Source organism: Saccharopolyspora spinosa NRRL 18395, assembly GCF_000194155.1.
GTDB classification, from domain to species: Bacteria; Actinomycetota; Actinomycetes; order Mycobacteriales; family Pseudonocardiaceae; genus Saccharopolyspora; species Saccharopolyspora spinosa.
In genome coordinates this window covers 358,271-385,136 of record NZ_GL877878.1, presented here as the reverse complement: position 1 = coordinate 385,136, position 26,866 = coordinate 358,271, and the positions used below count along the sequence as shown (strand labels likewise).

Genomic DNA, 26,866 nt, shown 5'->3' with positions numbered 1-26,866 from the left:
TCCTCGGTGGACTCGGCAAGGGCTGATGGATTGCGGAAACGGCCCTGCACTGCCCGCCCGGGAGGTCCGGGGTGGATCGGCTAGGCGTCGGCTCGGAAGCTCATACCGCCACGGGGCGGCGCCGCTTGCGCATTTCGAACCGCGCGCTCAGCTGGACGCACACCCTGTTGCCAGTCACCCGCAGCTCGATCTTTCTCAGCCTGGCGCGACGACCTCCTGCCGCAGCGCCAGACGCCTAGCCTAGCGATCGGGTTCCGGGCGCGCGGCGGTGGCCCGGCCCAACGGGACGTAGGTCACGCCACGACGTCCAGCCGGAGGCCGTGCTCGACTTGATTCCGGGTGAACAGGTGCACCCGGTACCAGCCGTGCGGCGCAGCGCCGCCGCGCAGCCGGTGGTGCATCCGGTCGGCCCGCAGTACGTGCCGTTGGAACGACCTGGAGCGGATTAGCCGTCCGCGTGCCTGCTGCCCGGCCAATGCCTCGCGCGCATCCGCGTGCAGCCACACCAGCACCCGCTGCCGACCGGTGAGCCAACCGAACATCAGCAGCAGCAACCGGGTCGTGGCGCGGGTGGCCGGTTCATGCGCGACGACCGGACCGGACGTGCGCAGGCACTTCCAGGCGATGCGACTTCGGTGCAACACGTGCACCAGCGGGCGGTAGTAGCGGTACGGCAGGCGGGCCGGGAGGACCTTGCGCAGCCTTGCGCGGACCTGGTCGGAATCCAGCGTCGAGATGTCCTTGCCGCCGTGCAGCTTTCGGAGCACCGTGCTCTTGCCCGCGCCGGGCAGACCGGCCACGACGACGAGCGAGCGGCGGCCGACGCGCACCGTCGGCGGCGGGCTGGCGGGCGGCGGAAGTACGTCCGATATGTCCACGACGACATCGAGGTTACGCGTTGATCGATCTTGGGCAGCCGCCCGAGTGCGCAACGCCACCGAACGCGGAGAAGCGGGAGGCGGCCCGCTCCCCCCGGACGAGCCGCCTCCCGCACCATCACCATCCCCCTGGGCGCTACGGGATATCGCACCCGGCCCGCGTGGGCGACCGTGTCCCCCCGGCCACCCACGCGACCCCAAACGCGACCGCGAAGCCCGGTTTGCCCGCCCGACCCCCAGTACGGGCGGGGCCCCCTCCGGTTTTCTGCTCTACCGCGTCGCACTTGGAAGTCTGCCGCCTGGCGGGGCCCCGCGAGACCGTGAAGCCCCCTGAGTGCGGCTGCGTAGTGTTACGCACTCGCCACCGCCCGATCCGCGAAATCCACTCACCCGACACCGACGGACCGGACGTTTGGCCTGTTCGGACCCCGTGAGCGCTGCTCGGCGCCATAGCACCTGAACCACTCACGGGTCGGCCTTGCCTTTGAAGCGCCGGAGGCGCTTGGCCCACCCCCACAACTGGCACTGCTGCGGGTTCTCAGACCGCGCCCACCCCGTCGGTCGGGGCTCTTGGCGAGGCAAGTCCCCGAAACCACGTTGGACATGCACGAATCGGGACACCGGATGCCAGGCGGCGTCTGAGGTCCGCTACCCGCACCGCCACGCAGGACGAGCGGAACAGTCTCTACTCACCGGCCTTGAGCAGGCGAAATGCGAAGGGCACCGCCGACCCGTTGGAGATCGGAGGTGCCCTCAACTCGGCCCGGAACGGGTCAGATCGCCTCGACCCCGGTTTCTCCGGTGCGCACCCGGACCACGGTGTCCACCGAGGTCACCCAGACCTTGCCGTCGCCGACCCGGCCGGTGCGCGCGGCGGTAACGATCCCGTCGACCACCTTGTCCACGTTGGACTCGTCGATGAGGACCTCGATCCGCAGCTTCTCGATGAAGTCCACCGCGTACTCGGCGCCCCGGTACACCTCCGTGTGGCCCTTCTGGCGGCCGTAGCCCTGCGTCTGGCTGACGGTCATGCCCAGCACCCCGAGCCGCTCCAGCGCGTCCTTCACGTCGCCCAGTTTGGACGGTTGAACGATCGCGGTCACCAGTTTCATGCGCGGCTGCCCTCCAGCTTGCGTTCGACCTCGTCGGCCGGCACCGCGGAGCGCCGCGCGGAACGCTCGGCGCCGAAGTGGTACGCGGTCTCGGCGTGCTCAGTCTCGTCGATGCCCACGGACTCGTCCTCGGCGCTCACCCGGAACCCGACGACCGCCTTGACCAGCAGCGCCAGCACCAGGCTGAGCACGAAGGAGTAGGCGAGCACCGCGACCGCGCCGACGGCCTGCCGCCAGAGCTGATCGAACCCGCCGCCGTAGAACAGCCCGTCGACCCCGGCCGGGGCGGCCGACGAGGCGAACAGGCCGATCAGCAGGGTGCCCATCAGGCCGCCGACCAGGTGCACGCCGACGACGTCCAGCGAGTCGTCGTAGCCGAACTTGTACTTGAGGCTGACGGCCAGCGCGCACACCACGCCGGTGATCGCGCCGACGGCGATCGCGCCCAGCGGGGTCACCGAGGAGCAGGCCGGGGTGATCGCCACGAGGCCCGCGACGATGCCGGAGGCGGCGCCGAGCGTGGTGGCGTGACCGTCGCGGATGCGCTCGGCGAGCAACCAGCCGAGCATCGCGGCGCTGGTCGCCACCAGGGTGTTCACCAGCGTGACCGCGGCGGTGGTGTTGGCCGCCAGCGCCGATCCGGCGTTGAACCCGAACCAGCCGAACCACAGCAGGCCCGCGCCGAGCACCACGAACGGCAGGTTGTGCGGCTTGCCCGGGTCCTTCGGCCAGCTCCGGCGCTTGCCGAGCACCAGGGCCAGCGCCAACGCGGCGGCACCCGCGTTGATGTGCACCGCGGTGCCACCGGCGAAGTCAATCGCGGCCAACCGGTTGGCGATCCAGCCGCCGACGGCGGTCACGTTGCCCGCATCGTCCTTCGTGTCGAAGGCGAAGACCCAGTGCGCGACCGGGAAGTACACGACCACGGCCCACAGCCCGGCGAACAGCAGCCAGGGGCCGAAGCGGGCCCGGTCGGCGATCGCGCCGGAGATCAGCGCGACGGTGATGATCGCGAACATCGCCTGGAAGCCGACGAACGCCAGCGTCGGAATGGTGCCGGAGACCTGGTCCTCGCCGAGCAGCGAGCTCAGCCCGAAGAACTCCGCCGGGTTGCCGAGCAGCCCGACGCCGCCGATGTCGGAGCCGAACGCGGTGGAGTAGCCGATGAGCACCCACAGCACGCCGACCACGCCGATGCTGCCGAGGCTCATCATCAGCATGTTGAGCACGCCGCGCGAACGCACCATGCCGCCGTAGAAGAACGCCAGACCCGGGGTCATGAGCAGGACGAGCGCCGCGCTCACGAGCACCCATGCGGTGTCGCCTGAATTCACATTGCCTCCCGATGCCGACCGAGTTGGCCCGCATCCTGCGGAATGCCTGTTTCAGGCGACCCGTTTCGCGGTAACGCGACCGTGAATTCCGGCTCACCGCGCGTTACAGCCGTGTTGTGAGATCACCGCGGTGTTTCGTCGCCGATCACCGAAGGCACCTGGACCGGCCGCCCGGCCAGCAGGCCCATCCAGAGCCAGGCCGCCGAACAGGCCAGCAGCAGCACCAGCGGCGCGATCCAGCCACCGGTCACCTCGTGCAGCAGCCCGATCAGGAGCGGGCCGGCGGCGGCGATGAGATACCCGCCGCCCTGCGCCATCCCGGACAGCGCCGTCGTGGTGTCGCTGTCCGGCGAGCGCAGCCCGAACAGCGTCAGCGCCAAACCGAACCCCGCGCCCTGCGCCAGGCCGAGCCCGACCACCGCCGGCCACAGCGCGGCGGTCGGGCCGACGAGGATGCCGGTGAAGCCGAGCATGAGCAGCACCGTCAGCACCACGGCGATCAAGCGCTGGTCGCGGAGCCGGTGGCACAGCACGGGCACGCTCATCGAGCCGACGGCCTGCACCGCCGCCTGGATGCCCAGCGCCAGGCCAGCGAGCTCGGGATCCATGCCCCGGCTCTGCAGCATCGTCGGCAGCCAGCCGAACGTGACGTAGGCCATCGCCGACTGCACCCCCATAAAGACGGTGACCTGCCAGGCCAGCGGGTTGTTCCACAACCGGCCACCGCTCGACGGCAGCGGCGGCGCGCCAGAGCTACGCCGCAGCGCGAAGAGGCTGATCACCAGGGCCAGCAGGACGGGAAGGGCCAACAAGCCGAGCGGAGCGCGCCAGGCGGAGGCCAAGGCGGCGCCGATCGGCACGACCACGCTGGCCGCGATCGCGCCGCCCAGCGTCAGGCACATGGTGTAGACCGCCGTGATCATCGGCACCTTGTGCGGGAAGTCCCGCTTGATCAGGCCCGGCAGCGCCACGTTCGCCACGGCGATCCCGGCCCCGGCCACGACCGTGCCGGCCAGCAGCGTCCAGATCGACCCCAGCGCGCGCAGCGAGTCGCCGACCAGCAGCACCAGCAGGCAGCCGACCAGCACCTTCTCGTCGCCGAATCGCTGCCGGAGCTTCGGCGCGACGAACGCGAACGCCCCCAGGCACACCACGGGCAACGTGGTCAGCACGCCGCCGAAGGTGTTCGACACCCCCAGGTCCAGCTGGATCTGCTCCAACAGCGGTGCGACCGCGGTGAACGGCGGTCGCAGCGCCAGCGCCACCAGCACGACCAGGACCAGGGTGGCCGCCGCGGCGGTGCCCACCGGAGGGGCCTTCGGCTGCTGGACTCGGGTGCTCACTGCTCGTTTCCCCTCCCGTCGAGAACGCCGCCGAGAGACGTCAGGCTCGGCTGGATCACGGCATGCGCGGCGGCCGCGGCGGCCTCCGGGGCTCCCTCGACGATCGCGTCCAGCAGCGCGCGATGCGTGATCGGCCCGCCTTCGGTCAGCGCGGAGTCCGCGCGGAGCGTCTTCAGGCTTTCCTGGAGTCGTTCGCTCAGGTAGCGGTACATCTCCGAGAGCAGCGGGTTGCGCGCCGCCGCCACGATCGCGACGTGGAAGTCGACATCGGCGGCGGCAAAGGCGTCGGGAGAGTCCGCGCGGTCACGCAGTTCGAGCAACTCGCGCAGCTGACGAACGTCCGCGTCGTCGCGACGCACGGCGGCCAGCCGCGCGGCCTGCACGTCGTAGGCGAGCTGAACCTCGAAGACGTCCCGCACCTCGGCCAGCCGCAACTGCCGAAGCATCGGCGCCGGGTCGGCGGTGGACACGACGAAGGTGCCGGCGCCCTGCCGGGTCTCCAACCGCCCGAGGTGCACCAGAGCCCGCACGGCCTCCCGGATCACGGTCCGGCTCACCCCGAGCTCGGCGACCAGTTCCAGCTCGGTCGGAATCCGCTCGCCGGGAGCCCAAGCGCCACCGACCAGCTGCTCGTTGACAGCGGCGATGACCTCGTTCACGGAAGACCGATGCCCAACCATCCGCATGCCAACACCTCCGGCAGACCGTAAGCCAGACGTCAGTCGGCAGACAAATATTCCGCAGAGTGGAACCGGTCACCGACACCGCGCATTCAGCTTCAGCGATCCTTCTAACGGTGCCGAAGATCGACGGGGCCTGGCTGTAGTGCGGACAGCAGACAGCCCCCGCACCGAAGGGTGGTGGTGCGGGGGCCGCGGTGTCGGTGGGTCAGTCCAGAAGTGCGTCCACGAAGGCTCCTGGCTCGAAGGGCGCCAGGTCGTCCGGGCCTTCTCCGAGGCCCACCAGCTTCACCGGGACACCAAGCTCCCGCTGGACCTGGAAAACGATGCCGCCCTTGGCCGTGCCGTCGAGCTTGGTCAGCACGATGCCCGTCACGTCGACGACATCGGAGAACACCCGCGCCTGCGTCAGGCCGTTCTGGCCCGTGGTCGCGTCCAGCACCAGAAGCACCTCGTCGACCTGGGCCTTCTTCTCCACGACGCGCTTGACCTTGCCCAGCTCGTCCATCAGGCCCGTCTTCGTGTGCAGCCGGCCCGCGGTGTCGACCAGGACCGCGTCCACCGCGGTGTCGCTACCGCGACTGACCGCCTCGAACGCCACGCTCGCCGGGTCGGCGCCTTCCTTTCCGCGCACCACCTCGGCGCCCACCCGGTGCCCCCAGGTGGCGAGCTGCTCGACGGCCGCGGCGCGGAACGTGTCGGCCGCGCCGAGCAGCACCGTCCGCCCGTCCGCGACCAGCACCCGCGCCAGCTTGCCGGTGGTGGTGGTCTTGCCGGTGCCGTTGACCCCGACGACCAGCACCACGGCCGGTTTCCCGCCGTCGGCCGGGTTGCCGTGCGGCAGCGCCCGGACCGCGCGCTCCATGTCCTGGCCGAGGGCGTCCACCAGGACCTCGCGCAGCAGCGCGCGCGCCTCGTCCGGGGTTCGGATGCCGCGTGTGGCGATCTCGGTGCGCAGCCGCTCGGTGATGTCCGTGGTGGTCGCCGTGCCCAGGTCGGCCAGCAGGAGGGTGTCCTCGATCTCCTCCCAGGAGTCCTCGTCGAGGTCGCCCGCGCCGAGCAGGCCCAGCAGGCCCTGGCCGAAGGTCGACCGGGAGCGGGAGAGCCGGCCACGCAGCCGCTCCAGCCGCCCCGAGGTCGGCTCGATCTCCTCGATCTCCTCGGGCACCGCGGGCGCTGGCTCCGGCACCGGCTCGACGCGTTCCTGCTCCGGGACCTCGACCGGCGGGGCCTCGACCGGCGGTTCCTTCGCCGGAGGCTCCTCGACCGGTGCCTCTTCGGTCGCCGTCGAGCCGTCCGGCAGCGGCACGTCCACGATCCCGCGCCGCTCGCTGTCGCGGGGCACCGCCGCGTCGTCGCCTACCCCGGGCTGGCCCTCCACCTCGGTGCGCTCGCCCGCAGGATGCTCCGGCGGGGCCGCCGTCGTGGTGCCGCCGCTGGACAGGCTGATTCCGCCGTCGGCGCGATATCCGCCGCCCTTGACGGCCGCTGTCGGGCCGGCGTTTTCGTCCCGTTCGCTCAGGCTGATCCGCCGCCGGCGGGTGAGCACGACACCGGCGACCACGGCGATCGCCAGCACCACCACGACGGCGACGATGATCAGAATCAGGGTTGAGGTGGTCACGGACCCATCCTCCCACCTGGTCATACCGGCCCCGGAACGCGCCCGGCGCACCAGGCGCGTCGCAGCCACCGCCCGCCGCGCCGGGTGCGAACCGGGCACCGGGAAATTCCGACACACAAAGTGAGCAATTCACCAACAACGCCCGCGATACGCTTGCATTTACCGGCTGGTGTGGAATACACCACATACGTGCCTTGGTGGCGGGTGCTCGGACTGCTCTCCGGCACGTCGGTGGACGGCGTCGACGTGGCAGCTGCCGAGCTGCGGCTGGACGGCGACACCGTGGAGCTCCGCCCGCTGGGAGCCACCGTTCTCCCCTACCCGGAAGTCCTGCGCGAGAAGCTGCTCGCCGTGCTTCCGCCGGCCGCATGCAGCGCCGAAGACCTGTGCCGGCTCGACACCTACGTGGGCCAGCAGCTGGCGGCGGCGGCCCGCCTCGGGGTGGAGCTCGCGGGAGGCCGCGCGGATCTCGTCGCGTCGCTGGGCCAGACGATCTACCACTGGGTCCAGGGCAGCGGACGGGTCCGCGGCACCTTGCAGATCGGGCAGCCAGCGTGGATCGCCGAGGCCACCGGGCTGCCCGTGGTGTCCGACCTGCGCGCCCGGGACGTCGCCGCCGGCGGCCAGGGCGCCCCGCTGGCGGGCGTGTTCGACGCGCTGTGGCTGGCCGACGAACCCGGCACGACCATCGCCCTGAACATCGGCGGCATCGCCAACATCACCGTCGTCGGCGGCCGACGCCCGCTGGCCTACGACACCGGCCCCGGCAACGCGCTGATCGACCTCGCGGCCGGACAGATCACCGGTACCCCGCAGGACACCGACGGGCGCATCGCGGCGACCGGCACCGTCCATCCCGAACTGCTCGAACTGTTGCTCTCCGACGGCTACTACCGGCGGCCAGCGCCGAAGTCGACCGGCAAGGAGCACTTCAACGCCGATTACCTGGCCCGGACGCTGGACGAGCTGCCCGACGAGGTCGGCGATGGCGACCTGCTGGCGACGCTGACCGAGCTCACCGCGCGCACCATCACCGACGCCTGCCGCACCGAGCATGCGGCGAAGGTCGTCGCGTCCGGCGGCGGGGTGCGCAATCCCGTCCTGCTGGCTGCCCTGCGCCGTCGGCTGGACGCCCCGCTGGTCGTCAGCGACGACCTCGGGCTGCCCGCCGACAGCAAAGAAGCGCACCTTACGGCGCTGCTCGGATTCCTGACCTGGCATGGCATCACCGGCAACACACCGGGCACCACCGGCGCCGCCGGACCGCGGCTGCTGGGGAGCATCACCCCGGGCTCCGGTTCCCTGCGCTTGCCCGAACCCGCCATCAAGCAGCCGAGGCGACTGCGACTGCAGCCCGGCCACACCGCCTAGGAGGCTCCAATGCGATCTGTCGACCTCATCGTGATCGGGTTGTACCTGGTCGCGATGCCGGTACTCGGGTTGCTGCTCAGCGGGCGGCAGCGCAGCTCGCAGGACTACTTCATCGGTAGCCGCCAACTGCCCTGGTGGGCGGTGTGCTTCTCGGTGGTCGCCACCGAGACCTCGACGCTGACGGTGATCAGCGTGCCGACGGTGGCGTACCTCGGCAGCTTCACCTACCTGCAGCTCGCGATCGGGTACCTGATCGGCCGGATCGTGGTGGCGTTCGTGCTGCTGCCCAAGTACTACGCCGGGAACCTGGTCAGCGCCTACGAGTTCCTCGGCCAGCGGTTCGGTTCCGGTTTGCAGGGCACCGCGTCGGTGACGTTCCTGGTGACCCGGCTGCTGGCCGACGGGCTGCGGCTGTTCGCCACCGCGATCCCGGTGAAGGTGATGCTGGCCGCGTTCGGCGTGAACATGGCGTACTGGCAGATCGTGCTGATCCTGTCGGCGATGACGGTGATCTACACCTACCTCGGCGGCATCAAGGCCGTGGTGTGGGTCGACGCCATCCAGATGGCGGTCTACGTCGGCGGCGCGGTCCTCGCCGCAGTGGTGCTCGCCGGCCGGTTGCCCGGGGACTGGATGTCGACCGCGTTCGCCGCGGGCAAGTTCGAGCTCCTGGACTTCGGCTCGTCGATCATCACGGACCAGTACGCGTTCTTCACCGCCGTGATCGGCGGGGCCGTGTTCGCGATGGCCTCGCACGGCGCCGACCAGCTGATGGTGCAGCGGCTGCTCGCCTGCCGGAACCTCCGGGACAGTCAGCGAGCGCTGATCGCCAGTGGCGTCGTGGTGTTCCTGCAGTTCGCCCTGTTCCTGTTCATCGGCACGATGCTGTGGTCGTTCTTCAACGGTGCCAAGCCCGCCGAGCTCGGAATGGCCAGCAAGGACGAGCTGTTCCCGCAGTTCATCGTCAACGATCTCCCGCCCGGGCTTTCCGGGCTGATGATCGCGGGCATCCTGGCCGCCGCGATGAGCACCCTGGCGTCCTCGTTGAACTCGCTGTCCACGTCCACGGTCAGCGACCTCTACCAGCGGATTTCGAAGCACAAGCTGGACGACTCGACGATCCTGCGGATGGGTAAGGGCTGGACGCTCGTCTGGGCCGTGGTGTTCGTGGTGTTCGCGTCGATGTTCAGCAGCACCGACAACCCGGTGGTCGAGGTCGGCCTGAGCATCGCCAGCTACACCTACGGCGCGCTGCTGGGCGCTTTCCTGCTGGGGCTGCTGGCGAAGCGGGCCCGGCAGTCGGATGCGGTGATCGCGTTCGTGGCGACGATCGTGGTGGTGCTGTTCTTCGTGTTCGGGGTGACCTTCCCCGACGGCGAGGGCGGCGAGAAGGCGCTGGCCTTCCCCTGGTACACGCCGTTGGGCGTCGTCGTGACGCTCGTGGTGGGCGGGCTGCTGTCGCTGCGCCACCCCCGGCTGGCGACCGAAGCCGCCGTGCAGCGGGTCGACAACGCGTGAGTACCCGTGAGTCTTTTGGGGACAGCCACAGCAGCCCAAAAGACTCACGGGCGCCGCTGGCCCCAGTCAGCCGCTCGGCTCAGCTGACCGCGACCGAGATGATCGACAGCAGGATGATCAGGAAGCACAGCGCCAGGCTGCCGCCCATGATCCCCAGGGCCAGGCCCACGCCCGGCGCCTTCTGCGGGGTCGGGCCGATGGCACCGTTCATGAAGACGATCACCGGCGCCGCGTAGTGGACGTCGACCTGCTGGCCGGCGTTGACCGGGATGACCGCGGTCGCCTCGCCGACCCGCCACAGGTAGTTGACGTGGATCCCGATCTGGTACTGGCCGGGCGGCAGGTCGACCGGCGTTTTGCCCCAGGTCAAGATCGGCCCTGGCTGCCCGTTGATGGTGACCTGCGGTTTGAAGAACATCAGCATGAACGCGAGCCAGAAGTACGAGCAGTCGATCACGATGCGCCCCATGCCGGGCGGGGGCGGCGCCATCAGTTGGCCCTGCGGCGCGACCGGAGCCGGCGGCTGCGGCGGGTACCCGCCCTGCTGCGGCATGGGCGGCGGCATTCCCGGCTGCATCTGGGGCTGCGGGTAGCCGCCCTGCTGCGGTATCGGACCGGACCCACCGGGCTGCGGTATCGGACCGGACGGGGGACCGTAACCACCGGGCTGTGGCATCGGCTGGCCCTGCGGCGGGTATGGCTGCTGCCCCGGCGGGGGGCCGTACGGGTTGGTCATGGAAAGCCTCCTGTACCTGGTGGGGCCCCGCACTCGGGGTGATGCGGGAACATCCGCGCCCGGTGTCCGGTCGACATCTGCCCCCGAGGATCGATGCCGGACCGCGGAACATCGTCCCGCATCCGGATCCGGGTGTTGAAACCGAGGTGGCTGACCACACTAATGCCCGGCACCGGGCCTTCAGCGGGAGTCACGCCAGGTCGATGATCTACCCAAACGATCAGCGTGGCTGCGGATGGGGGTTGCGGTGCAGAACATCGATCATGCGGACCTCCGGGCAAAGCTCGGTGCGTATTCCGCGGACGCGTTAGACGACGTCGAGTGGCTCACGGTGCGCACCCATCTGTGGGAGTGCGCGCCCTGCCGGGCCGAACTGGGGTGGCCGGAGTTGTGGAATCGCGCTGCGCCGCAACGGATTTCACCGTCGAAGCCGTCGCGCGACCGTCGGCCGCAGGCGCAGCCGGGCTGGTCGGTGGCGTTCGGCCTCGCACTGGTCGCGGCGCTCGTCGCCTTCGGCGTCGGCTACGCCCTCGGCACAGCTGGCTGACCGCCACGCGGGATCAGGGGTTCGTCCCGGCTGTGGTCGGGCCTGAACCGGCACCGATCCGCTTGGCCCCTTGTCGGGCTCCCGGAAGCGCACTGCAGCACCTGCGGGCTTCCGGGGCTCCACCCGTCGCACGCGGACGTCTCGTAGAAACCCTGCTTGGCCAGCTGATGAAGTTGTGGACAGCGCAGGGTGCCGGCGGTCGGTGCACAACGAGCGGGACGTGGAACAGCGAAAACCCCGCCTCCGCTCAGGAGTCCAGCACCGCCGCGACATCTCCTTCGGCTGGCTCGTCTGGGGCGTCCTTGCGCTGCTTGTCGGAATCACCGCGCAGGCGTTGGGAAATCACCTGCGTGATGCCGTCGCCGCGCATCGTCACGCCGTACAGGGCGTCGGCGATCTCCATAGTCGGCTTCTGGTGCGTGATGATGATCAGCTGGGAGGTCGTGCGCAGCTGGTCGAGCAGCGTGATCAGGCGCCGCAGGTTGGTGTCGTCCAGCGCCGCCTCGACCTCGTCCATCACGTAGAACGGCGACGGGCGGGCACGGAAGATCGACACCAGCATGGCCACCGCGGTCAGCGACTTCTCGCCACCGGACAGCAGCGACAGGCGCTTGACCTTTTTTCCCGGCGGCCGGGCCTCGACCTCGACGCCGGTGTTCAGCAGGTCGTTCTCGTCGGTGAGCATCAGCCGCCCGTCGCCGCCGGGGAACAGGACCGTGAAGACCGTCTCGAATTCCCTCGCCACGTCGTGGAAGGCGGAGGTGAAGACCTCGAGGATCTTGTCGTCGACCTCCTTGACGACGCTGAGCAGGTCGCGGCGGCTGTCCTTGAGGTCTTCGAGCTGGGTGGAGAGGAACTTGTAGCGCTCCTCCAGCGCGGCGAATTCCTCCAGCGCCAGCGGGTTCACCTTGCCCAACAGGGAAAGGTCCTTCTCGGCGCGCTTGGCGCGGCGCTCCTGGGTGGCCCGGTCGAACGGCACCGGCGGCGGCGCGCTGACCTCCTCGCCGCGCTCCTTGGCCGCCTCGTACTCGGCGATCTCGGCGGGTCCCGGCGGAATCGGCACGGTGGGGCCGTATTCGTCGACCAGGTCGTCCAGCCCGATCCCGAAGTCCTCGATGATCTTGGTTTCCAGCTGCTCGATCCGCAACCGCTGCTCCGCACGCACGACTTCGTCGCGGTGCACCGCATCGGTCAGCTTCTCCAGCTCCCCGCTGAGCTCGCGCACTCGCGCTCGCACGGCGCCGAGCGCCTGCTCGTGCTCGCTCTGCTTCGCCTGCGCGACGTCCCGCTCCTCCGTCGCGGCGCTCAGCGATTGCGCGATGCGCTCCAGCGCTGTCTCGCAGCCGGTGACAACAGCCTGCGTCACGCGCGCTGCGCGTTCCCGCGCCTTGCGCGCCGCTTCCGCGCGGGCGCGCGCTTCGCGCTCGTGGCGGGCTGCGCGGCGCAGTTGATCGGCACGTCCCTGCACCGCGCGCGCCCGCTCTTCGGCGGTGCGCTGGGTGAGGCGGGCGTCCATTTCCTGTTGCCGCACCGCGTTCAACTCGGTGCTGAGCCGGTCGCGTTCGCCGGTGTCGGGTTCCGCCGCCTCGTCCTGTTCGGTTTTGACGATGCTCAGGCGTTCTTCGAGTTCCGCGAGCTTGACGAGGGATTGTTCGCGGGACTGCTCGATCTTCACCCGCTGCTGCCGGATCCGGTCGACCTCGGCGGTGGCGGCGCGGGCCGCGCGTTGCAGGCTGGACAGCCGTTCGGTGCTGCGGGCTCGCCGCACCTTGGCGTCGTTGATCTGCTCCTGCACGGCGCGGACTTCGGCGCGCCGCGCTTCTTCTTCGGCTCGCGCGCCTTCCAGCGCCGCGGAGTGCTGTTCCAGGCGTCGCCCGGCGGCGGCGAGCTCGCGTTCGGCTTCGTCGACGGCGGCTTGCACCTCGATGGTGCTCTGCCGGTCGTCGGAGCCGCCGGTGGCCCAGTGCGCGCCGAGGACATCGCCGCTGGTGGTGACGGCGCGGATTTCGGGGTGCCGCTGCACGAGTTCCTGGGCGGCGGCCAGCGTGTCCACGACCGCGACCTTGTCGAGCGCTTTCGCCACGGCGCCGCGCAACCCGTCCTGGGCGCTGACCAGGTCGGCAGCCCAGCGCGCCGAGCCGGCGAGCTGCGGCCAACCCGACCTATCCAGCTCCACAGCGGATTCGATGAGCAGCCCCGCGCGGCCCGCTTCGTCCGCCTTGAGCAGTTCGAGGGCCATCACAGCGTCGGTGACGCCGCGAACCGCGACGGCGTCGGCGACGGCGCCCAGCGCCGCGGCGAGCGCGGCCTCCGCGCCAGGTTCGACGGTGAGCAGCGCCGCCACCGAGCCGAGCAGGCCCGGCACCCTGTCCCCTGCCGACATGAGTGCGCCCGCGCCGTCCTTGCGCTGCAAGCCCATCGACAGCGCCTCGACGCGCGCCTTCCAGGACGCGATCTCCCGCTCCGCGGTCCGCTCGGCCTTCACCAACTCCTCGACGCGGGCCCGCGCGGCGTCGCGCGCTTCGGCCGCGCCTTCGCGGCGTTCCTCCAGTCCAGCGTCGTCGGAGTCGTAGCCGCCGCTCTCCTCTTCGGCGTCGGCCAGCGCGCGCTCGGCTTCTTCGGCCCGCGCGGTGGCTTCGTCCAGCGAGTCCGACAGCCGCTCGATCTCCTCCCCGGTGTCGCTGACCTTGCCGCGCAACGACTCGACCTGCCCGGACAACCGGGCGGCACCTTCGCGGTGGTCGGCGATCGCCCGCACCGCGGCCAGGTGCGCGTGCTCGGCCTGCTTCAGCGCGGATTCCAGCTCAGACCGGCGCTGCACCACCTCGTTGAGCGCCTCGCGAGCCTCTTCGACCTGCTCACGGAGCTCGATCTCCTCCTCGGCGGCCTCTTCGGCCTCGGCGTCGAGCTGGTCCGGGTCGCGGCCCGGGCGGTGCTCCTCGGTCTGGGCGGTGAGGTGCCGGTGGCGTTCGGCGGCCAGCCGCAGCGTGCCGTGCAAGCGTTCTTCCAGCGCGGACAGCCGGTACCAGGTCTCCTGCGCGCGGGACAGCCGCGGCGCGTCGGCGGCGACCTGCTCTTCGAGGTTCTTCTCCTCGGACTGCGCGAACTGCAGCGCACGCTCGACCTCGGTGCGCTTGGTCCGCGCGGCTTCCTGGTCTGCCTCGTCGCGGGCCAGGTCGGCGCGGGCGGTGACCAGGTCATCGGCGATGAGGCGCAGCCGGGCGTCCCGCAGATCGGCCTGCACGGTCTGCGCCTTGCGCGCGATCTCGGCCTGCTTGCCGAGCGGCTTGAGCTGGCGGCGCAGCTCGCTGGTCAGGTCGGTCAACCGGGTCAGGTTGGCCTGCATCGCGTCGAGCTTGCGCAGCGCTTTCTCTTTGCGCTTGCGGTGTTTCAGCACGCCCGCGGCCTCTTCGATGAGCCTGCGGTGCTCGTCGGGCTTGGCCTGCAGGATCGTGGCAAGCTGGCCCTGCCCGACGATGACGTGCATCTCGCGGCCGATGCCGGAGTCCGACAGCAGTTCCTGCACGTCCATCAGCCGGCACGAGTTGCCGTTGATCTCGTACTCGCTGGCGCCGTCGCGGAACATCCGGCGGGTGATGGACACCTCGGTGTACTCGATCGGCAGCGCGCCGTCGGAGTTGTCGATGGTCAGCGTGACCTCGGCGCGGCCCAGCGGGGCGCGGCCCGCGGTGCCCGCGAAGATCACGTCTTCCATCTTGCCGCCGCGCAGCGCCTTCGCACCCTGCTCGCCCATCACCCAGGTCAGTGCGTCGAGCACGTTGGACTTGCCCGAGCCGTTCGGGCCGACGACGCAGGTGATGCCGGGTTCGAAGCGCAGCGTGGTGGCCGAGGCGAAGGACTTGAACCCCTTCAGCGTCAGGCTCTTCAGGTGCACGGCTGCGATTGACCTTCCCGTGGTTCGTCTGGTTGACCGGCGGTCACATCCGGCAGAGCCTACCGCTGCGGCCGTCCGCAACTGCGCAGAACCGCTGGTAACGGCGATTTCGCTCGCACGACGGCGAACCGGAGATCAACAATCGGCATCGCCACCGTTTCAGCTGGCCAGCTGCCGCGAGTACGTTGCGCTGCTGCCGGAGCACGACGTGCTCACAGGTCGCAGACCAGGCCAAACCGGTTCCCGGCGCGATTCCATTAGCGCTCCATGAAACCGGTCAAGCCGCCCTTGGGCTCGGACCACTGCTCCGCGACGTGGTCGACGTGGCCCGGGGTTTCGCCGGAACGCAGCGCAGTCAACAGCTTCTCGCACGCTTCCCGGGGGCCTTCGGCGACCACCTCGACGCGGTTCGCGGGCCGGTTCGTGGCGCTGCCCACCAGGCCGAGTTCCAGCGCCCGGGAACGCGTCCACCAGCGGAAGCCGACGCCCTGCACCCGCCCGTGCACCCATGCGGTCAGTCGTGCCTGTTGCGAATCCGTCACGCCGGGCATGATGCCGCACGGCCGCTGCGCGCGCGGCCCTGGCTTGCGCCGATCATCACCACTGCCCGGGCACCGGTATGATCCGCCACGATTCGTGGTAGGGCCGGGTGTTCTGGGGCATCCGCGCAGACCGCCCGACGAGCCGACGAGTGGGGCACCGTGGACCCGATGTTGCCGGAAGACCCGGACGCCCGGCCGAAGCGCCTGGTGATGCTGGCCGCATCGAGCATCGCCGTGGCCACCGTGTTCGCGACGACCGCCGCGATGGTCGCCGGCGCGCAGCAGCACGACGCGGCGACGCCGGACTTCACGCTGAAGCCGACCGCCACGTCCCGGCCGGCCTCGACGTTCTCCACGCCGTCTTCGTTGCTGCCCCCGCCGCCGATGAGCAGCGAAACCTCGGATATCTCGACGACCTCCAGCAGGTCGACTTCGTCCGCTTCGAAGAGCAGCGAAACGCTCACGGAGATCCCGCCTCCGATGCCGCCAGAGCCGCCCCCGCCCCACACTCCGCCGCGGCCGACGAAGACCACCACGACACCCACGACCACGACGACCACCACCACGACGACCACGACCACCACGACCACGGAGCCGACCGACTCAGAGACCTCCGGCGGTGACGACTAGTGACGTTGGCCGTGCACGCCTGCCAGTCGCTGTGCTCGTGGCACCGGACTCCCAAGCAGCTCAACGGGTTTCCGCTGCTGGCCTGTCGCGGCTGCGGGTCGCAGTGGATCCGCAGCGAGCCGTGGACGCCCATCGACCACACCGGCCGGATCCCCGACGACGTTCGGGCGGAGCTCGCCGAGCGCTGACGCTGCGCACCCACCCGCGCATCCATCGTGACGATGCCGTGTCAGTAAAGGTCCTGTGTCGGTCGAAACACCAGCGCATGGGCGAGGGCAAGCGATCGGCGAGGCGTCGGCGAGCACGGGCAAACGCGGCCGGTAGCAGCAGCGTCCCAATCCCGCGGACGGCCCGGTCGCCGAGTTCGCGCACCGGTTGTGCGAGCTGACGGAAGCCGCGGGCGATCCGTCCTGGGCCCCGGACCCCATTCCTGAATGGTAATTAAGGTTTCGCGCGAAGAAATCACCGCGGATCGCCGACGACGACGAGATCGGCACGATCCCGACTCGCCGCGACGACAGCGGAATTCCGCTCGTCGCTGCGGTAAACCCATTCCGCGGCTTCGTCAGGAGTGCGCCCGTAACTGATGTGCCGCGCAATGAGCCGCTGCACCCGAACGTCGTCATCGGGCGCGAGGAACCAGGCTTCGTCGAGCAATTCCCGAACCGCCGACCACGGCGGCGCGTCCAGCAGCAGGTAGTTCCCTTCGGTGATCACCAGCGGAACATCGGGCTCGACGGCAATGGCGCCGGCATAGGATTCCTCGATCTCCCGGTGGAATTCGGGCGCGTAAACGGTATCGGGCCCGCATTCCCGAATCCGCCGCAGCAAAGCGACGTACCCGGCGGCGTCGAAGGTGTCAGGAGCGCCTTTCCGATCGGCTCGCCCGAGCCGACGCAACTGGGCGTTGGCCAGGTGGAACCCGTCCATCGGCACCAGTACGGCCGAGCTGCCGAGCTCCTGCAGAACCCGCTCGGCCACGGTCCCCTTGCCTGCCCCGGGAGCACCGGCGATCCCCAAGATCCGCCGCTGCCCGCTACCGGCCAACTCCCGAGCCCGCTTGACCAACTCCACGTACCCGACCAACCAACACCTCCGCGCGAAACGCCCGCGAGTGCTTTTGGGCGCTCTGACACCTAACCGTACTCACGGCAGCTGAGCAGCGGAAACGAGGTTCAGTCCGACCACAGTTCGGCGAGCAGTTCCCTGGTGTACTCCGCGATCCTCGCGTTGCCCGCCGGGGCTATCGTGCTCCAGCGCCGACCGTCCCCGCTCGGGCGGACCACGTGGCTGTAGCGGCCCTTGCCCGTGTCGTGGAACGCCACGACCCTGCTGGCCCGCTCGGGTTTGCCGCCTCGGTTCGGGCAGGCCTCAACGCCGAACTGGCCCCGGATCCCCATGCCATCCGCCATGTTCGCGACGTCGGCGGCGTCGTCCGGGACGATGCCCAGGGCTCGGAGCTCGTCCGTGAACAGCAGCGGGTTGTCCGGGCCCGCATAGTCGCTGGCCTCGCGGAGGATGTCGTTGGGCAGGCTCACCGCGCGGCCCGGGCCGGGCGGCATGTCGCCCGCCACCGACACCGCCGCCTCCGCCAGCGAACTCCCCCGGATCGGGGTGAGCTCGACGATGTCACCGTCCACAATGGTCAGCAGGCCCGCCGCGCCGTTGGCCGAGGCCAGTGCGCGGATCGGCCGGTCGGCCCAGATCCGCACGTCGATGCTGCGCTGCGGCCGGTCCAGCAGACCGAGCAGGTCGCCGAGGTCGACGTCGACGCGGTCGCGCTTGCCCTCGGCGAGGCGGCGGCGGCGAAGCCCGGCCCACACGTCCGCGACGAGCTGGGCGCGCTCCGCGTACGTCACTCCCGGGCTAGGCACGTTGAGGATGATGTGCCGGCGCTCCGTGAGTTTCTCCGCCTCGCAGACCACATCGAATTCCAATGCGGACAGCACAATCGGATCGGCTTCTGTTCCAGGGCGCAACGTCAGTCCCGCTTCTTCGATTCGTCGTCGGGTTCCTCGTCGGCTTCGGCGTCGGGGTCGAAGTGCCCCAGCACCGGAGGAGCGACCAGCCGCTCGTCGTCGAACGGGGTTTCCTCGGCGACGTACTTGTTCTCGTGCTCCTCGTCCTCGCTGCGCTTCTCGCCGCGGGTCGCCGCCGGACCCATCATCGAGCCGGCCGCCGGACGGCTGCCCGGGGTGTTGCCCGCGGCCCGCCCGGCCACCGTGTCACCAGGACCGCCGCCGATGCCGGACGAACCCCCGCGACTCATCCCTTCGACCGCGCCGCCGCGCACGGTTCCGCCGCCGGCGCCCGCCACCGCCGGGGCGCGGCCACCGAGCATCCGGCTCGCCGCGTAGGCGCCGATACCAGCGACCACCGCGCCACCACCAGCGATGCCGAGCACCGTGGCGGGGTTGATGCCGTCGCTCGTCCCGGCGGCCTCCGGCGTCTGGTCCGCCTCGCCACCGGGTTCGCGCTCGTCCGGGTGCTCGCCGCTGCCGCTCCGGTCGCCGGGCACCGGCGGAGCCGTGCGGTCGCCGCGCACCGGCGGAGCCGTGCGGTCGCCGCGCGGGGTTCCACCGCCGGCATTGCCGCCGCCCACTACCCCGCCCAGCACACCGGCATCGCTCGCGCCGCCGCCGTAGTAGGCGCCGACCGAACCCACGCCCGCGCCGATGCCCGACATGCCCGTCCCGGACGCCGACTGCGCCGACACCGTGGCCGGTGGCATCCCGGGCAACGGTTGGTAGGAATCGGCCTGGCTGACGGAGGTGTTGCGGTAGGAGCTGAGAGCCGCCTGCGCGGCCTGCTTCTGGGCCTCGATCTGCTTGGCCTCTTTGTCGTAGTCGCTCTCGTAGCCGAAGGCGCCCCCGGCCCATTCGACCGCGTTCTCCGACTGCTTGTGCTTGAGCTCGTCGTTGTTCGGCAGCCCGTTGCGCGCCGACTCGTACCCCCGACCCTGCGCGTCGACGCTTTCCGCCGAAGCCTTCAGGGGATCCGGGGCGTCGGCCATGAAGACGGATTGCTGCTGCGTCACGGCCGCCGCGAGGCTCCCGGCGTTGCCCTCCCAGGCGATCTGCAGCTTGCCGAGCTCGCGGCGCAGCGTCTCGTCGAGATCTACGACCACCTGCACGCACTCGTCCAGCGCCCGCACCGCGCCCTGCATCGACTCCGCGCCGCGCCCCTGCTTGATCTGCGTGATCCATTCCTGCAGCTGGGGGATGTCCATCCCCTCGAACCGGATATCGCGGATCGGATCGATGCTGGTCACGACTTCCCCTTAGCTACCCTGCAAGGTCGTCACGGCCGCCTCCGCGGCCTGCTTCGCCCGCACGCACATCTGCTCGTTGTTCATGCCACCGGGGGTGGTGAGGCTCAGGTCCACGTAGAGCGTCTGCCCTTCGGCGGCGTCGACGAACACCGCACAACCGAGGCTCTCGGCACCCGGAACCTGCCCTTGCACGGCACCGAAGCCGTTGACCTCATACGTCGTCGCGGTCTTCGCCTTCACGGCCGCAATTTTCTGCGCGAAATCGTCCAAACCCTCGGGCACCACCCGAAGCGAGATCCCGAACTGAGTCTTTCCTGCAGCACCAGCGAAAGAACACCCGTTGTAGTTGTTCCCGTTTCTGACCACCGGGCGGCCGCCACCCACCTGGAGCGGCGCCTTCTGCTCAGGAGACAACCAAGTGCAGATCGCCGCATCCTGCTTACCCGCAATCGCCAGGTCTTTCGGGCGCTGCGGAAGGTCCAGCGAAGAAGGCGGCGCTGCCTCCGAAGCGGGAGCTGAACTCGTCGGCTCCGGGTCCGGGCCGTTCACCGTGCAGCCAGCAAGGGTGAAGACCGAAGCCAACCCGATCAAGCCATGCCCGAAGCGCAACCGCACGGGACTCCCCTCACACCTGGTTCTGCTGCAGCTGGAACGACGCAACGATCTCGTCGTCGGTGAAGCCGTACTGCTTGGCTGCGTCTTCGAGTTGTCTTCCCAGTTCAAAGACGTTGTCCACGTACTGCATGAGACGCGCGTAGTGAGAGTCGGGGTTTCCCAGCAGGTTCGCCGTCCAAACCGCCGCAGCGGTCGCGCTGATCTCATCGTAGGCGGGAGCGCCTACAGCCAAGTTGTGCGCGAGGCTGAACAGCTTGAACTGCGCGTCCTCAGCCGCTGAGAGGATGATTTTGCGCACCTCAAGGACATTGTCCTTGTTGACAGTGATGGTTTGACCGGCTCCGCCGGGAACCGGCGGCGGAGGTGGTGCTGGCGTCGTCATCGCGGGAAACCCCCAGGTCGCGGCGTCTGATCACCCGGTCGAAAGCCGACCCTAGCAGCGCGCCTTCCCGCCCCGCACCAACTCTTGAAAACTTCACACCAACCCAACGCGCCTATGCGCGAACTCGCATGAGCCCACCGACGAAGTCGGCCCACCGAGCAGCGGAAAACACCAGCACGCCCCCGCCGGGATCCTTCGAATCCCGAACCCCGACAACAGCGTCCCGCCCGGCGACGTCGACACAGTTGGAACCGGAAACACTGCGACTGGACTTCCGCCAGGTGTCCCCGACAAAGGTGACTTCAACACAGTTGGAACTCGCGGTGCTGCGGCTCGACTTTCGCCAATGTCAGCAGATCGGCCACTGGGACTCATATCTGCATGATGACGTGCTCCAACAGCACCAAGCCGTCAGCTGCGGCCCACAGCCAGGCCGTCGGCCGCTAGGGCCACCGGCCGACGTTGAACCTGTGGTGAACAGCGGGTGATCGAGCCCATCGGGGCTCGATTCCGCGCTTACCCTCCTTGATCATCGGCGGGCTCGGGGAGGCGTTGCAGGTGGTCAGCTGGGGAGAGACCGTTCAGGCGTTAGCCGCCTTGTTCGGCCAACACGTCAGCAGTTGGGTGCTCGGCGTGCTGGCCGCCGCGACCATCGCCGCTCCCGTGGTCGACCGGTTCGTCATCCGGCGCAAGCGGCTCCACTACCGCGTGCTCTACAACTCCAAGATCGGGTTGAGCCCCATCGAGCTGCACGACGGCGAGGTTCCGCCCGCCGATCCGCAACTGATCAGGATCGCGCGACTGGTGGACCGGATGAGCATCGTGATCATCCGCATCCGCAACACCGGCAGCTTCGACATCGAAGCCGACGACTTCGCCGAGGACCTCTCGTTCACCTTCGGCAAGCGGATCGTTTGGGACGCGCGGATCTCCGAGGCACCGACCAAGACCATCCGCCAGCGGATCCGCAACAACCTGGTCTTCTTCACCGACGGGCAGGAGACCGGTTACGCCCCGAACCCGCCGAGCCTCGGCACCCTCCGGGAAAGGCTCGGCCAGCGGCTGGCCAACTGGGTCGCCGCGCAGCCCACGGCGGCCATCGAGATCGGCCCGCAGTGGCACGGGGTCCGGCTCTCGGAGCTCAGCCTGCAGCGCGGCCAGAAGTTCAAGCTCGTCGTGGTGCTGCGGGAGCCGGACGACGAATCGGCCACCACCGACGACTCCACCAGCAAGGAAATCGGCTTCGCGGGCCGGATCGCCAACGGGCGCATCAAGGACGAGAAGCAGCAGCGGGGGGTCGCCTGGCCGCTGGCCGTCACCGGGATCGGGGCGCTGCTGACCGTCGCGCTGGTCACCACCCTGATCACCGGGATCTTCCGGCAGGACAGCGACGTCGTGTGCGCCACCGGTTCGCTGCGCATCGAGGGTTCCAGCGCCTTCGCCCCGATTATGAGCAACGTCGCCACCGCTTACTCGCAGGCCTGCGGTGGCGCGGACGTCATCGCACAACCCACCGGCAGCCTCGACGGCGTGCGTGCGCTTTCCGCGCCCGGCTCGCAGAACGACCTCGCGGTGCTGTCCGACGGCCCGGCGCTGGAACCCTCGCCGGACCTCGTCGCGCAGCCACTGGCACTGGTCGTCTACGGCGTGGTCGTCAACGATTCGGCGGGCATCGACCGGCTCACCACCGAGCAGCTCCACGGCATCTTCGCCGGCCGGTTCCGGGACTGGAACCAGCTCCGCGACGGCGCTTCGCTGCCCATCCGCATCGTGGGGCGCGGGCAGGAATCCGGCACGAGGCAGGTCTTCGAAACGCGGGTGCTGCAAGGTTCCGAGGGGCTGCTCTCCTCGGACAGCTGCGAAGCGCCCGAACGAATGCCGCAGGCGCAGACCACGCGGTGCGAACGCAGTTCGACGGCGCAGGTAGTCGACGAGATCGCCACCACCCCGGGCGCGATCGGCTACACCGACACGCCGGCCGCGAACATCGCCGTGGCGCAGGGCAAACCGGTCAAGATCGCGCAGCTGGACGGACGCTACCCGGACATCAGCAGCGCCCACCAGGGCTACCGGTTCTGGACGATCGAATACCTCTACACGAAGGGCTTCCCGGCGAACGACTCGGTGCTCAAGCACTTCATCGACTACCTGCGCAGCGACACGGCCCGAGCGGAGCTCCGCGACGCGGGCTACACCCCTTGCATCGAACGCACCGGCCTTCCCCACCCCCTCTGCCAGGGCTAGTGAATCCACAATGGACGCCCGTAGGTCGCACGCCGGTCAGGGAAGCGCGAAGCTCACGGTTCGAAGCGGTAACCCATGCCCGCTTCCGTGATCAGGTGGCGGGGGTGGCTGGGATCCACTTCCAGCTTGCGGCGGAGTTGGGCCAGGTAGACGCGCAGGTAGTGGGTTTCGTTCGCGTACTGGGGGCCCCAGACCTCCTTGAGGAGCTGCTTCTGCGCCACCAGGCGGCCCTGGTTGCGGGCCAAGACCTCCAGCATTCCCCACTCTGTCGGCGTCAGGTGGACCTCCACCCCCTCGCGCAGGACCTTCTTCGCCGACAGGTCCACCGTGAACGTCGCCGTCTCAACCAGCGGTTGGTCGCCGGCTTCGCTGGTGTTCGAGCGCCGGACCGCCGCGCGCAGGCGGGCCAGCAGCTCGTCCATGCCGAACGGCTTCGTGACGTAGTCGTCCGCACCCGCGTCGAGGGCCTGCACCTTGTCGGCGGAGTCAGCGCGCGCCGACAGCACGATGATCGGCACCGTCGTCCAGCCGCGCAGGCCCGCGATCACCTCGCTGCCGTCCATGTCCGGCAGCCCGAGGTCGAGCACCACCACGTCCGGTTTGCCGTCGATGGCCACGCGCAGCGCGGACGAGCCGTCCGCGGCCGTCAGCACCTCGTAACCGCGCGCCGTCAGGTTGATCCGCAATGCGCGCAGCAGCTGCGGCTCGTCGTCGACAACCAGCACCCTCGTCATCGTTTCCCCTGCCCATTTGCGGTGACCGCCGATAGTGAGAGCACGATCGTCAACCCGCCACCGGGGGTGTCCTCGGCGCGTATCGTGCCGTGCATTGCCGTCATGAAACCTTGCGCCACGCTCAACCCGAGCCCGACTCCGGCGACCCCGGCGACCCCGGTGTCGCCGCGCTCGCCGCGCTCGCCGAGCCGCTCGAACGGCGCGAACACAGCGTCGGCGGCGTCCTTCGACAGCCCCGGTCCGTGGTCGACCACGCGCAGCTCGACCCGCGCCGCATGCTCGCTGGCCCGCACGCTGATGCGGGCCCCGTCGGGCCGCCCGTACCTCAGGGCGTTCTGCACCACGTTGGCCACCACGCGCTCCAGCAGCCCGGTGTCGGCGAGCACCGGCGGCAGGCTCTCGTCGATGTCGACGTCGATGTGCTGCCGCCCGTCCAGCCCGGCCAGCGCGCGCGCCACCACTTCGTAGTAGCTCACCGGGCGCAGACTCGGCGCGATCGCGCCGGTCGCCAGCCGGGAGGAGTCCAGCAGGTTGTCCACCAGCTCGGTCAGCCGGTCCGCGGACTCCTCCACCCCGCCGAGCAGCTCGGCGGTGTCTTCTTCGGACAGCTGCAGGTCGGGTGCCCGCAGGCTGCTTACCGATGCCTTGATGGACGCCAGCGGGGTGCGCAGGTCGTGGCCGACCGCCGACAGCAACGCCGTGCGCAGCTGGGTCGCGTCCGCGCGGCGCTGGGCTTCCTGCGCCTCCGAGGCCATCCGCTGCTGGCGCAGCGCGACCAGAGCCTGCCCGGCCGCGCCTTCCAGGACCGTGCGGTCGGCCGCCGGCAGAGGTCTGTGGCCGGGCCCTTTGAGCACCAGGTGCACTTCGGGGTTGACCTCGATATCCACGTCGGACTGCTCGGGTTTCCTGCAGGGTTGCGTGCCCGTGGAGGCCGCCACCTGCCAGCCGTCCTTGGTGCGCTCCAGCAGCGCCGCCGAGGTCAGGCCGAAGTTCTCGACCACCTTCTCCAGCAGCCGCGCCAGCGGATCGGGGTGGGTTAGCACGGTGCGGGCATAGGAGGTCAGCAGCGCTGCTTCGGTGCGCGCATTGGTGGCCTGCTCGGCCAACCTCGCCGCCCGGTCGACCATGAACGCGACCAGCATGCCGACGATCATCATCGCGATCACCGTCACGAGGTTCTGCGGCAAGGCCACGGTCAACGTGTAAAACGGCGGGGTCAGGAAGAAGTTCAGCAGCCCGCCGGAGAGCAGCGCGGCGACGATCGCCGGTGCCATCCCGCCGACCAGCGCGACGATGACGGTGACCAGGAAGTAGCCGACGACATCCGTGGACATCGCCTCGTCGCCCAAGTAGTTGGCCACCGCAGTGACTGCGCTCGGCAGCAGCACCGACAGCACCCAGCCCCACAGCTGGCGCGCCGACGAAAGCGGATTCCGGGGGATCTTCTTGAGGAAACGGCGCCCACCGGCCTCGGGGTGGGTGACCATGTGCACGTCGATCGCGTCGGACTTCTGCACCGTGACGGCTGCGATGCCCTCGTCGAACAGCCGGGCCCAGCGGGAGCGCCGCGAGGTGCCGATCACCAGCTGCGTGGCGTCCGCGGCGCGGGCGAACTCCAGCAGCGCCTCGGACACGTCGTCGCCGACGACGGTGTGGAAGCTGGCGCCGACGGCGTCGGCCAGCTTCCGGGCGCGGGCGATGCCGCTCGGTGACGCCCCCGCGAGCCCATCACCGCGCAACACGTGCACGACCTGCAGTTCCGCGCCCGCACGGGCCGCGATCCGGCGGGCCCGGCGGATCAAGATCTCGCTCTCGCTGCCGCCGGTGACGGCGACCACGACCCGTTCACGGGCTTCCCAGGTGGCTGTGATCTTCTTCTCCGCGCGGTAGCGGCGCAACGCCACATCGACCTGGTCTGCCAACCACAGGAGCGCGAGCTCGCGCAGCGCCGTCAGATTGCCGGTGCGGAAGTAGTTGCCCAACGCGGCGTCGACCTTGTCCGCCGCGTAGACGTTGCCGTGCGCCATGCGGCGGCGCAGCGCTTCCGGGGTGATGTCGGCGAGTTCGATCTGCCCGGCGCGGCGCACCACCTCGTCCGGCACGGTTTCCTGCTGCCGCACACCGGTGATCGTCTCCACCACGTCGTTGAGGCTCTCCAGGTGCTGCACGTTCACGGTGGACAGCACGTTGATCCCGGCGTCGAGCAGCTCGTCGATGTCCTGCCAGCGCTTCTCGTTGCGGGAACCGGGGACGTTGGTGTGCGCGAGCTCGTCGACGACGGCTATCTCCGGTTTCCGGGCCAGCAGCGCGTCGAGGTCCATCTCGGTCAGTTCGACCCCGCGGTGGCTGACGCGCCGCCGCGGCACGACCTCCAAGCCGTCGAGCAGCGCCGCGGTCCTGGCACGGCCGTGGTCCTCCATGAAGCCGACCACCACGTCCGTGCCGCGCTCCAGGCGTCGGTGCGCCTCGTTGAGCATCGCGTAGGTCTTGCCGACCCCTGGTGCCGCACCGAGGTAGATCCGCAGCTCGCCGCGCCGTCGTCCCTTCTCCACCACGCTTCCAGTCTCCTACGACCCGCTGTTATTAGCGGTTGTCCCCACCCAGTGGCCGCCGTCGCCCCGTGAGCACCTTCGGGCGTTGCCGCACCCGAACGTGCTCACGGGCCCCGACCAGGAAATTTACTCCGCTGGCCGCACCCGGCCCCGGTTGATGGCGAGGTTGAGGGTCGTCACGTTCACCACGCGCTCGGCGACCACCCCGCCGCTGGCGTGCTCGGCGACCAGGCGCCGGACCTCGTCCAGCGGGAGGCCGGTGACGCGCGCGACCCGGGGAGCCTGCAGCTCCGCATAGGCCGGGCTGATGTCCGGGTCGACGCCGCTGGCCGACGCCGTGACCGCATCGGTCGGCACCTGCTCGGGCCGGACGCTCTCGCGGGCGGCGATCGCGCCGCGCCGCTCCTGCACGGCCGCCAGCAGGTCCTCGCTCGCTCCGCCGTAGTTGGAACCGCCGGTGCTGGACGGGTCGCCGGGGCCGACGTTGCCTTCGGCGGAAGCCGCTGGGCGGGTGTGGAAGTACGGGTCGTTGGCCGGGTCGGCCGGGACCGGGTCGATGCCGATCAGCGCCGAACCGACGACCCGGCCGTCCACCACGATCTGCGAGCCCTCGGCGTTGGCCTGCAGGCCGGGGATCCTGCTGATGCCCCAGATCGCCAGCGGATAGGCAACGCCGAGCACGACCGTCGCCACCAGCAGCAGCCGCAGCCCCGCCAGGGTCTGGCGCAGCAGTGTGTTCTTCATCAGTGCCTTTCCGGTTCAACCAGGTGCCAGGGACGACCACAGTTTCAATTGAAACTGCCGGTCCGGAAGTGGTAACCACAGTTTCAATTGAAACTGCCAGTCCGGAAGTGGCAA

The 26,866-nt window shown here is 69.8% G+C and carries 23 protein-coding genes and 1 pseudogene; 5 read left to right on the top strand and 19 right to left on the bottom strand.

What is annotated here, in order from left to right:
- Positions 1–293: 293 nt before the first annotated feature.
- The 6 genes from SSPN_RS0101920 to ftsY all read right to left on the bottom strand — a co-directional run bounded on the left by SSPN_RS0101920 (position 294) and on the right by ftsY (position 6,995).
- Positions 294–878 (bottom strand): AAA family ATPase, encoded by a 585-nt coding sequence (locus SSPN_RS0101920; protein ID WP_029534872.1) that lies wholly within the window; start codon positions 876–878, stop codon positions 294–296.
- Positions 879–1,651: 773 nt separating this feature from the next.
- Positions 1,652–1,990, bottom strand: a complete 339-nt coding sequence (locus SSPN_RS0101915; RefSeq protein ID WP_010305925.1) for a P-II family nitrogen regulator — start codon at positions 1,988–1,990, stop codon at positions 1,652–1,654.
- Positions 1,987–3,324, bottom strand: coding sequence for an ammonium transporter (locus tag SSPN_RS0101910; RefSeq protein ID WP_010305921.1), 1,338 nt, complete (start codon positions 3,322–3,324; stop codon positions 1,987–1,989). Before SSPN_RS0101910 ends, SSPN_RS0101915 begins: the two co-directional genes overlap by 4 nt.
- A 122-nt stretch (positions 3,325–3,446) precedes the next feature.
- Positions 3,447–4,667: a CynX/NimT family MFS transporter gene (locus SSPN_RS0101905; protein WP_010305918.1), complete on the bottom strand. Its 1,221-nt coding sequence runs from the start codon at positions 4,665–4,667 to the stop codon at positions 3,447–3,449.
- Entirely contained in the window at positions 4,664–5,353 is a 690-nt protein-coding gene (locus SSPN_RS0101900) for a FadR/GntR family transcriptional regulator (protein ID WP_029534871.1), read from the bottom strand. Before SSPN_RS0101900 ends, SSPN_RS0101905 begins: the two co-directional genes overlap by 4 nt.
- A gap of 202 nt (positions 5,354–5,555) precedes the next feature.
- Positions 5,556–6,995 carry a signal recognition particle-docking protein FtsY gene (gene ftsY, locus SSPN_RS0101895; protein WP_202798844.1) on the bottom strand — a complete coding sequence of 480 codons (1,440 nt, stop codon included), beginning with the start codon at positions 6,993–6,995 and terminating at the stop codon, positions 5,556–5,558.
- A gap of 147 nt (positions 6,996–7,142) precedes the next feature.
- Between ftsY and SSPN_RS0101890 the strand changes: the two genes are divergently transcribed.
- The gene (locus SSPN_RS0101890; RefSeq protein WP_237710417.1) at positions 7,143–8,342 is read left to right on the top strand and encodes an anhydro-N-acetylmuramic acid kinase; all 1,200 of its coding nucleotides are present in this window, start codon (positions 7,143–7,145) and stop codon (positions 8,340–8,342) included.
- A 9-nt stretch (positions 8,343–8,351) separates the two neighbouring features.
- Positions 8,352–9,860 carry a sodium:solute symporter gene (locus SSPN_RS0101885; RefSeq protein ID WP_010305905.1) on the top strand — a complete coding sequence of 503 codons (1,509 nt, stop codon included), beginning with the start codon at positions 8,352–8,354 and terminating at the stop codon, positions 9,858–9,860.
- Between the two features lie 79 nt (positions 9,861–9,939).
- On the opposite strand, the gene SSPN_RS0101880 is transcribed toward SSPN_RS0101885, so the two are convergent.
- Positions 9,940–10,596, bottom strand: a complete 657-nt coding sequence (locus SSPN_RS0101880) for a hypothetical protein (RefSeq protein WP_010305900.1) — start codon at positions 10,594–10,596, stop codon at positions 9,940–9,942.
- 247 nt (positions 10,597–10,843) lie between these two features.
- Here SSPN_RS0101880 and SSPN_RS42025 point away from each other — a divergent pair, with 247 nt between their 5' ends.
- Positions 10,844–11,143: a hypothetical protein gene (locus SSPN_RS42025; protein WP_143539746.1), complete on the top strand. Its 300-nt coding sequence runs from the start codon at positions 10,844–10,846 to the stop codon at positions 11,141–11,143.
- 247 nt (positions 11,144–11,390) lie between these two features.
- Here SSPN_RS42025 and smc read toward each other — a convergent pair whose 3' ends face one another.
- From smc to SSPN_RS57475, 3 genes are all read right to left on the bottom strand, one after another.
- Entirely contained in the window at positions 11,391–15,038 is a 3,648-nt protein-coding gene (gene smc / locus SSPN_RS42020) for a chromosome segregation protein SMC (protein ID WP_010305891.1), read from the bottom strand.
- 257 nt (positions 15,039–15,295) lie between these two features.
- The gene (locus tag SSPN_RS0101865; protein WP_010305887.1) at positions 15,296–15,589 is read right to left on the bottom strand and encodes an acylphosphatase; all 294 of its coding nucleotides are present in this window, start codon (positions 15,587–15,589) and stop codon (positions 15,296–15,298) included.
- A complete protein-coding gene (locus SSPN_RS57475) occupies positions 15,577–16,170 on the bottom strand; it encodes a hypothetical protein (RefSeq protein ID WP_010305883.1) in 594 nt (197 codons plus the stop codon). The genes SSPN_RS0101865 and SSPN_RS57475 overlap by 13 nt, the downstream gene beginning before the upstream one ends.
- A 39-nt stretch (positions 16,171–16,209) precedes the next feature.
- Between SSPN_RS57475 and SSPN_RS0101855 the strand changes: the two genes are divergently transcribed.
- A complete protein-coding gene (locus SSPN_RS0101855) occupies positions 16,210–16,398 on the top strand; it encodes a hypothetical protein (protein ID WP_010305879.1) in 189 nt (62 codons plus the stop codon).
- A gap of 274 nt (positions 16,399–16,672) precedes the next feature.
- Here the strand turns inward: SSPN_RS0101855 and SSPN_RS0101850 are convergent, their stop codons facing one another.
- The 6 genes and pseudogenes from SSPN_RS0101850 to SSPN_RS50235 all read right to left on the bottom strand — a co-directional run.
- Complete coding sequence (locus SSPN_RS0101850; RefSeq protein WP_010305876.1) at positions 16,673–17,296, bottom strand: nucleoside/nucleotide kinase family protein; 624 nt, start codon at positions 17,294–17,296, stop codon at positions 16,673–16,675.
- Between the two features lie 89 nt (positions 17,297–17,385).
- A complete protein-coding gene (locus tag SSPN_RS0101845; protein ID WP_029534869.1) occupies positions 17,386–18,189 on the bottom strand; it encodes an ESX secretion-associated protein EspG in 804 nt (267 codons plus the stop codon).
- Between the two features lie 2 nt (positions 18,190–18,191).
- Positions 18,192–19,481, bottom strand: a complete 1,290-nt coding sequence (locus SSPN_RS0101840; RefSeq protein ID WP_010305869.1) for a PPE domain-containing protein — start codon at positions 19,479–19,481, stop codon at positions 18,192–18,194.
- A 9-nt stretch (positions 19,482–19,490) separates the two neighbouring features.
- Complete coding sequence (locus SSPN_RS0101835) at positions 19,491–20,096, bottom strand: DUF3558 domain-containing protein (protein WP_010305865.1); 606 nt, start codon at positions 20,094–20,096, stop codon at positions 19,491–19,493.
- Positions 20,097–20,106: 10 nt separating this feature from the next.
- A complete protein-coding gene (locus tag SSPN_RS0101830; protein WP_029534868.1) occupies positions 20,107–20,478 on the bottom strand; it encodes a hypothetical protein in 372 nt (123 codons plus the stop codon).
- A 112-nt stretch (positions 20,479–20,590) separates the two neighbouring features.
- Positions 20,591–20,824, bottom strand: a pseudogene (locus SSPN_RS50235) (DUF397 domain-containing protein); the annotation flags it as partial.
- A 179-nt stretch (positions 20,825–21,003) separates the two neighbouring features.
- Between SSPN_RS50235 and SSPN_RS0101825 the strand changes: the two are divergent.
- Positions 21,004–22,722, top strand: a complete 1,719-nt coding sequence (locus SSPN_RS0101825; RefSeq protein ID WP_010305857.1) for a PstS family phosphate ABC transporter substrate-binding protein — start codon at positions 21,004–21,006, stop codon at positions 22,720–22,722.
- 53 nt (positions 22,723–22,775) lie between these two features.
- Here the strand turns inward: SSPN_RS0101825 and SSPN_RS0101820 are convergent, their stop codons facing one another.
- From SSPN_RS0101820 to SSPN_RS0101810, 3 genes are all read right to left on the bottom strand, one after another.
- The gene (locus tag SSPN_RS0101820; RefSeq protein ID WP_010305852.1) at positions 22,776–23,456 is read right to left on the bottom strand and encodes a response regulator; all 681 of its coding nucleotides are present in this window, start codon (positions 23,454–23,456) and stop codon (positions 22,776–22,778) included.
- Entirely contained in the window at positions 23,453–26,008 is a 2,556-nt protein-coding gene (locus SSPN_RS0101815; protein ID WP_010305849.1) for a DUF4118 domain-containing protein, read from the bottom strand. Before SSPN_RS0101815 ends, SSPN_RS0101820 begins: the two co-directional genes overlap by 4 nt.
- A gap of 126 nt (positions 26,009–26,134) precedes the next feature.
- Positions 26,135–26,752 carry a potassium-transporting ATPase subunit C gene (locus SSPN_RS0101810; protein WP_010305847.1) on the bottom strand — a complete coding sequence of 206 codons (618 nt, stop codon included), beginning with the start codon at positions 26,750–26,752 and terminating at the stop codon, positions 26,135–26,137.
- Positions 26,753–26,866 lie beyond the last annotated feature (114 nt).

Coding starts and splice junctions, on each gene's coding strand:
- SSPN_RS0101915 (WP_010305925.1), bottom strand. CDS start 1,990: ATGAAACTGGTGACCGCGATCGTTCAACCGTCCAAACTGGGCGACGTG.
- SSPN_RS0101900 (WP_029534871.1), bottom strand. CDS start 5,353: ATGCGGATGGTTGGGCATCGGTCTTCCGTGAACGAGGTCATCGCCGCT.
- ftsY (WP_202798844.1), bottom strand. CDS start 6,995: ATGACCAGGTGGGAGGATGGGTCCGTGACCACCTCAACCCTGATTCTG.
- SSPN_RS0101885 (WP_010305905.1), top strand. CDS start 8,352: ATGCGATCTGTCGACCTCATCGTGATCGGGTTGTACCTGGTCGCGATG.
- SSPN_RS0101880 (WP_010305900.1), bottom strand. CDS start 10,596: ATGACCAACCCGTACGGCCCCCCGCCGGGGCAGCAGCCATACCCGCCG.
- SSPN_RS0101865 (WP_010305887.1), bottom strand. CDS start 15,589: ATGCCCGGCGTGACGGATTCGCAACAGGCACGACTGACCGCATGGGTG.
- SSPN_RS0101830 (WP_029534868.1), bottom strand. CDS start 20,478: ATGACGACGCCAGCACCACCTCCGCCGCCGGTTCCCGGCGGAGCCGGT.
- SSPN_RS0101820 (WP_010305852.1), bottom strand. CDS start 23,456: ATGACGAGGGTGCTGGTTGTCGACGACGAGCCGCAGCTGCTGCGCGCA.
- SSPN_RS0101810 (WP_010305847.1), bottom strand. CDS start 26,752: ATGAAGAACACACTGCTGCGCCAGACCCTGGCGGGGCTGCGGCTGCTG.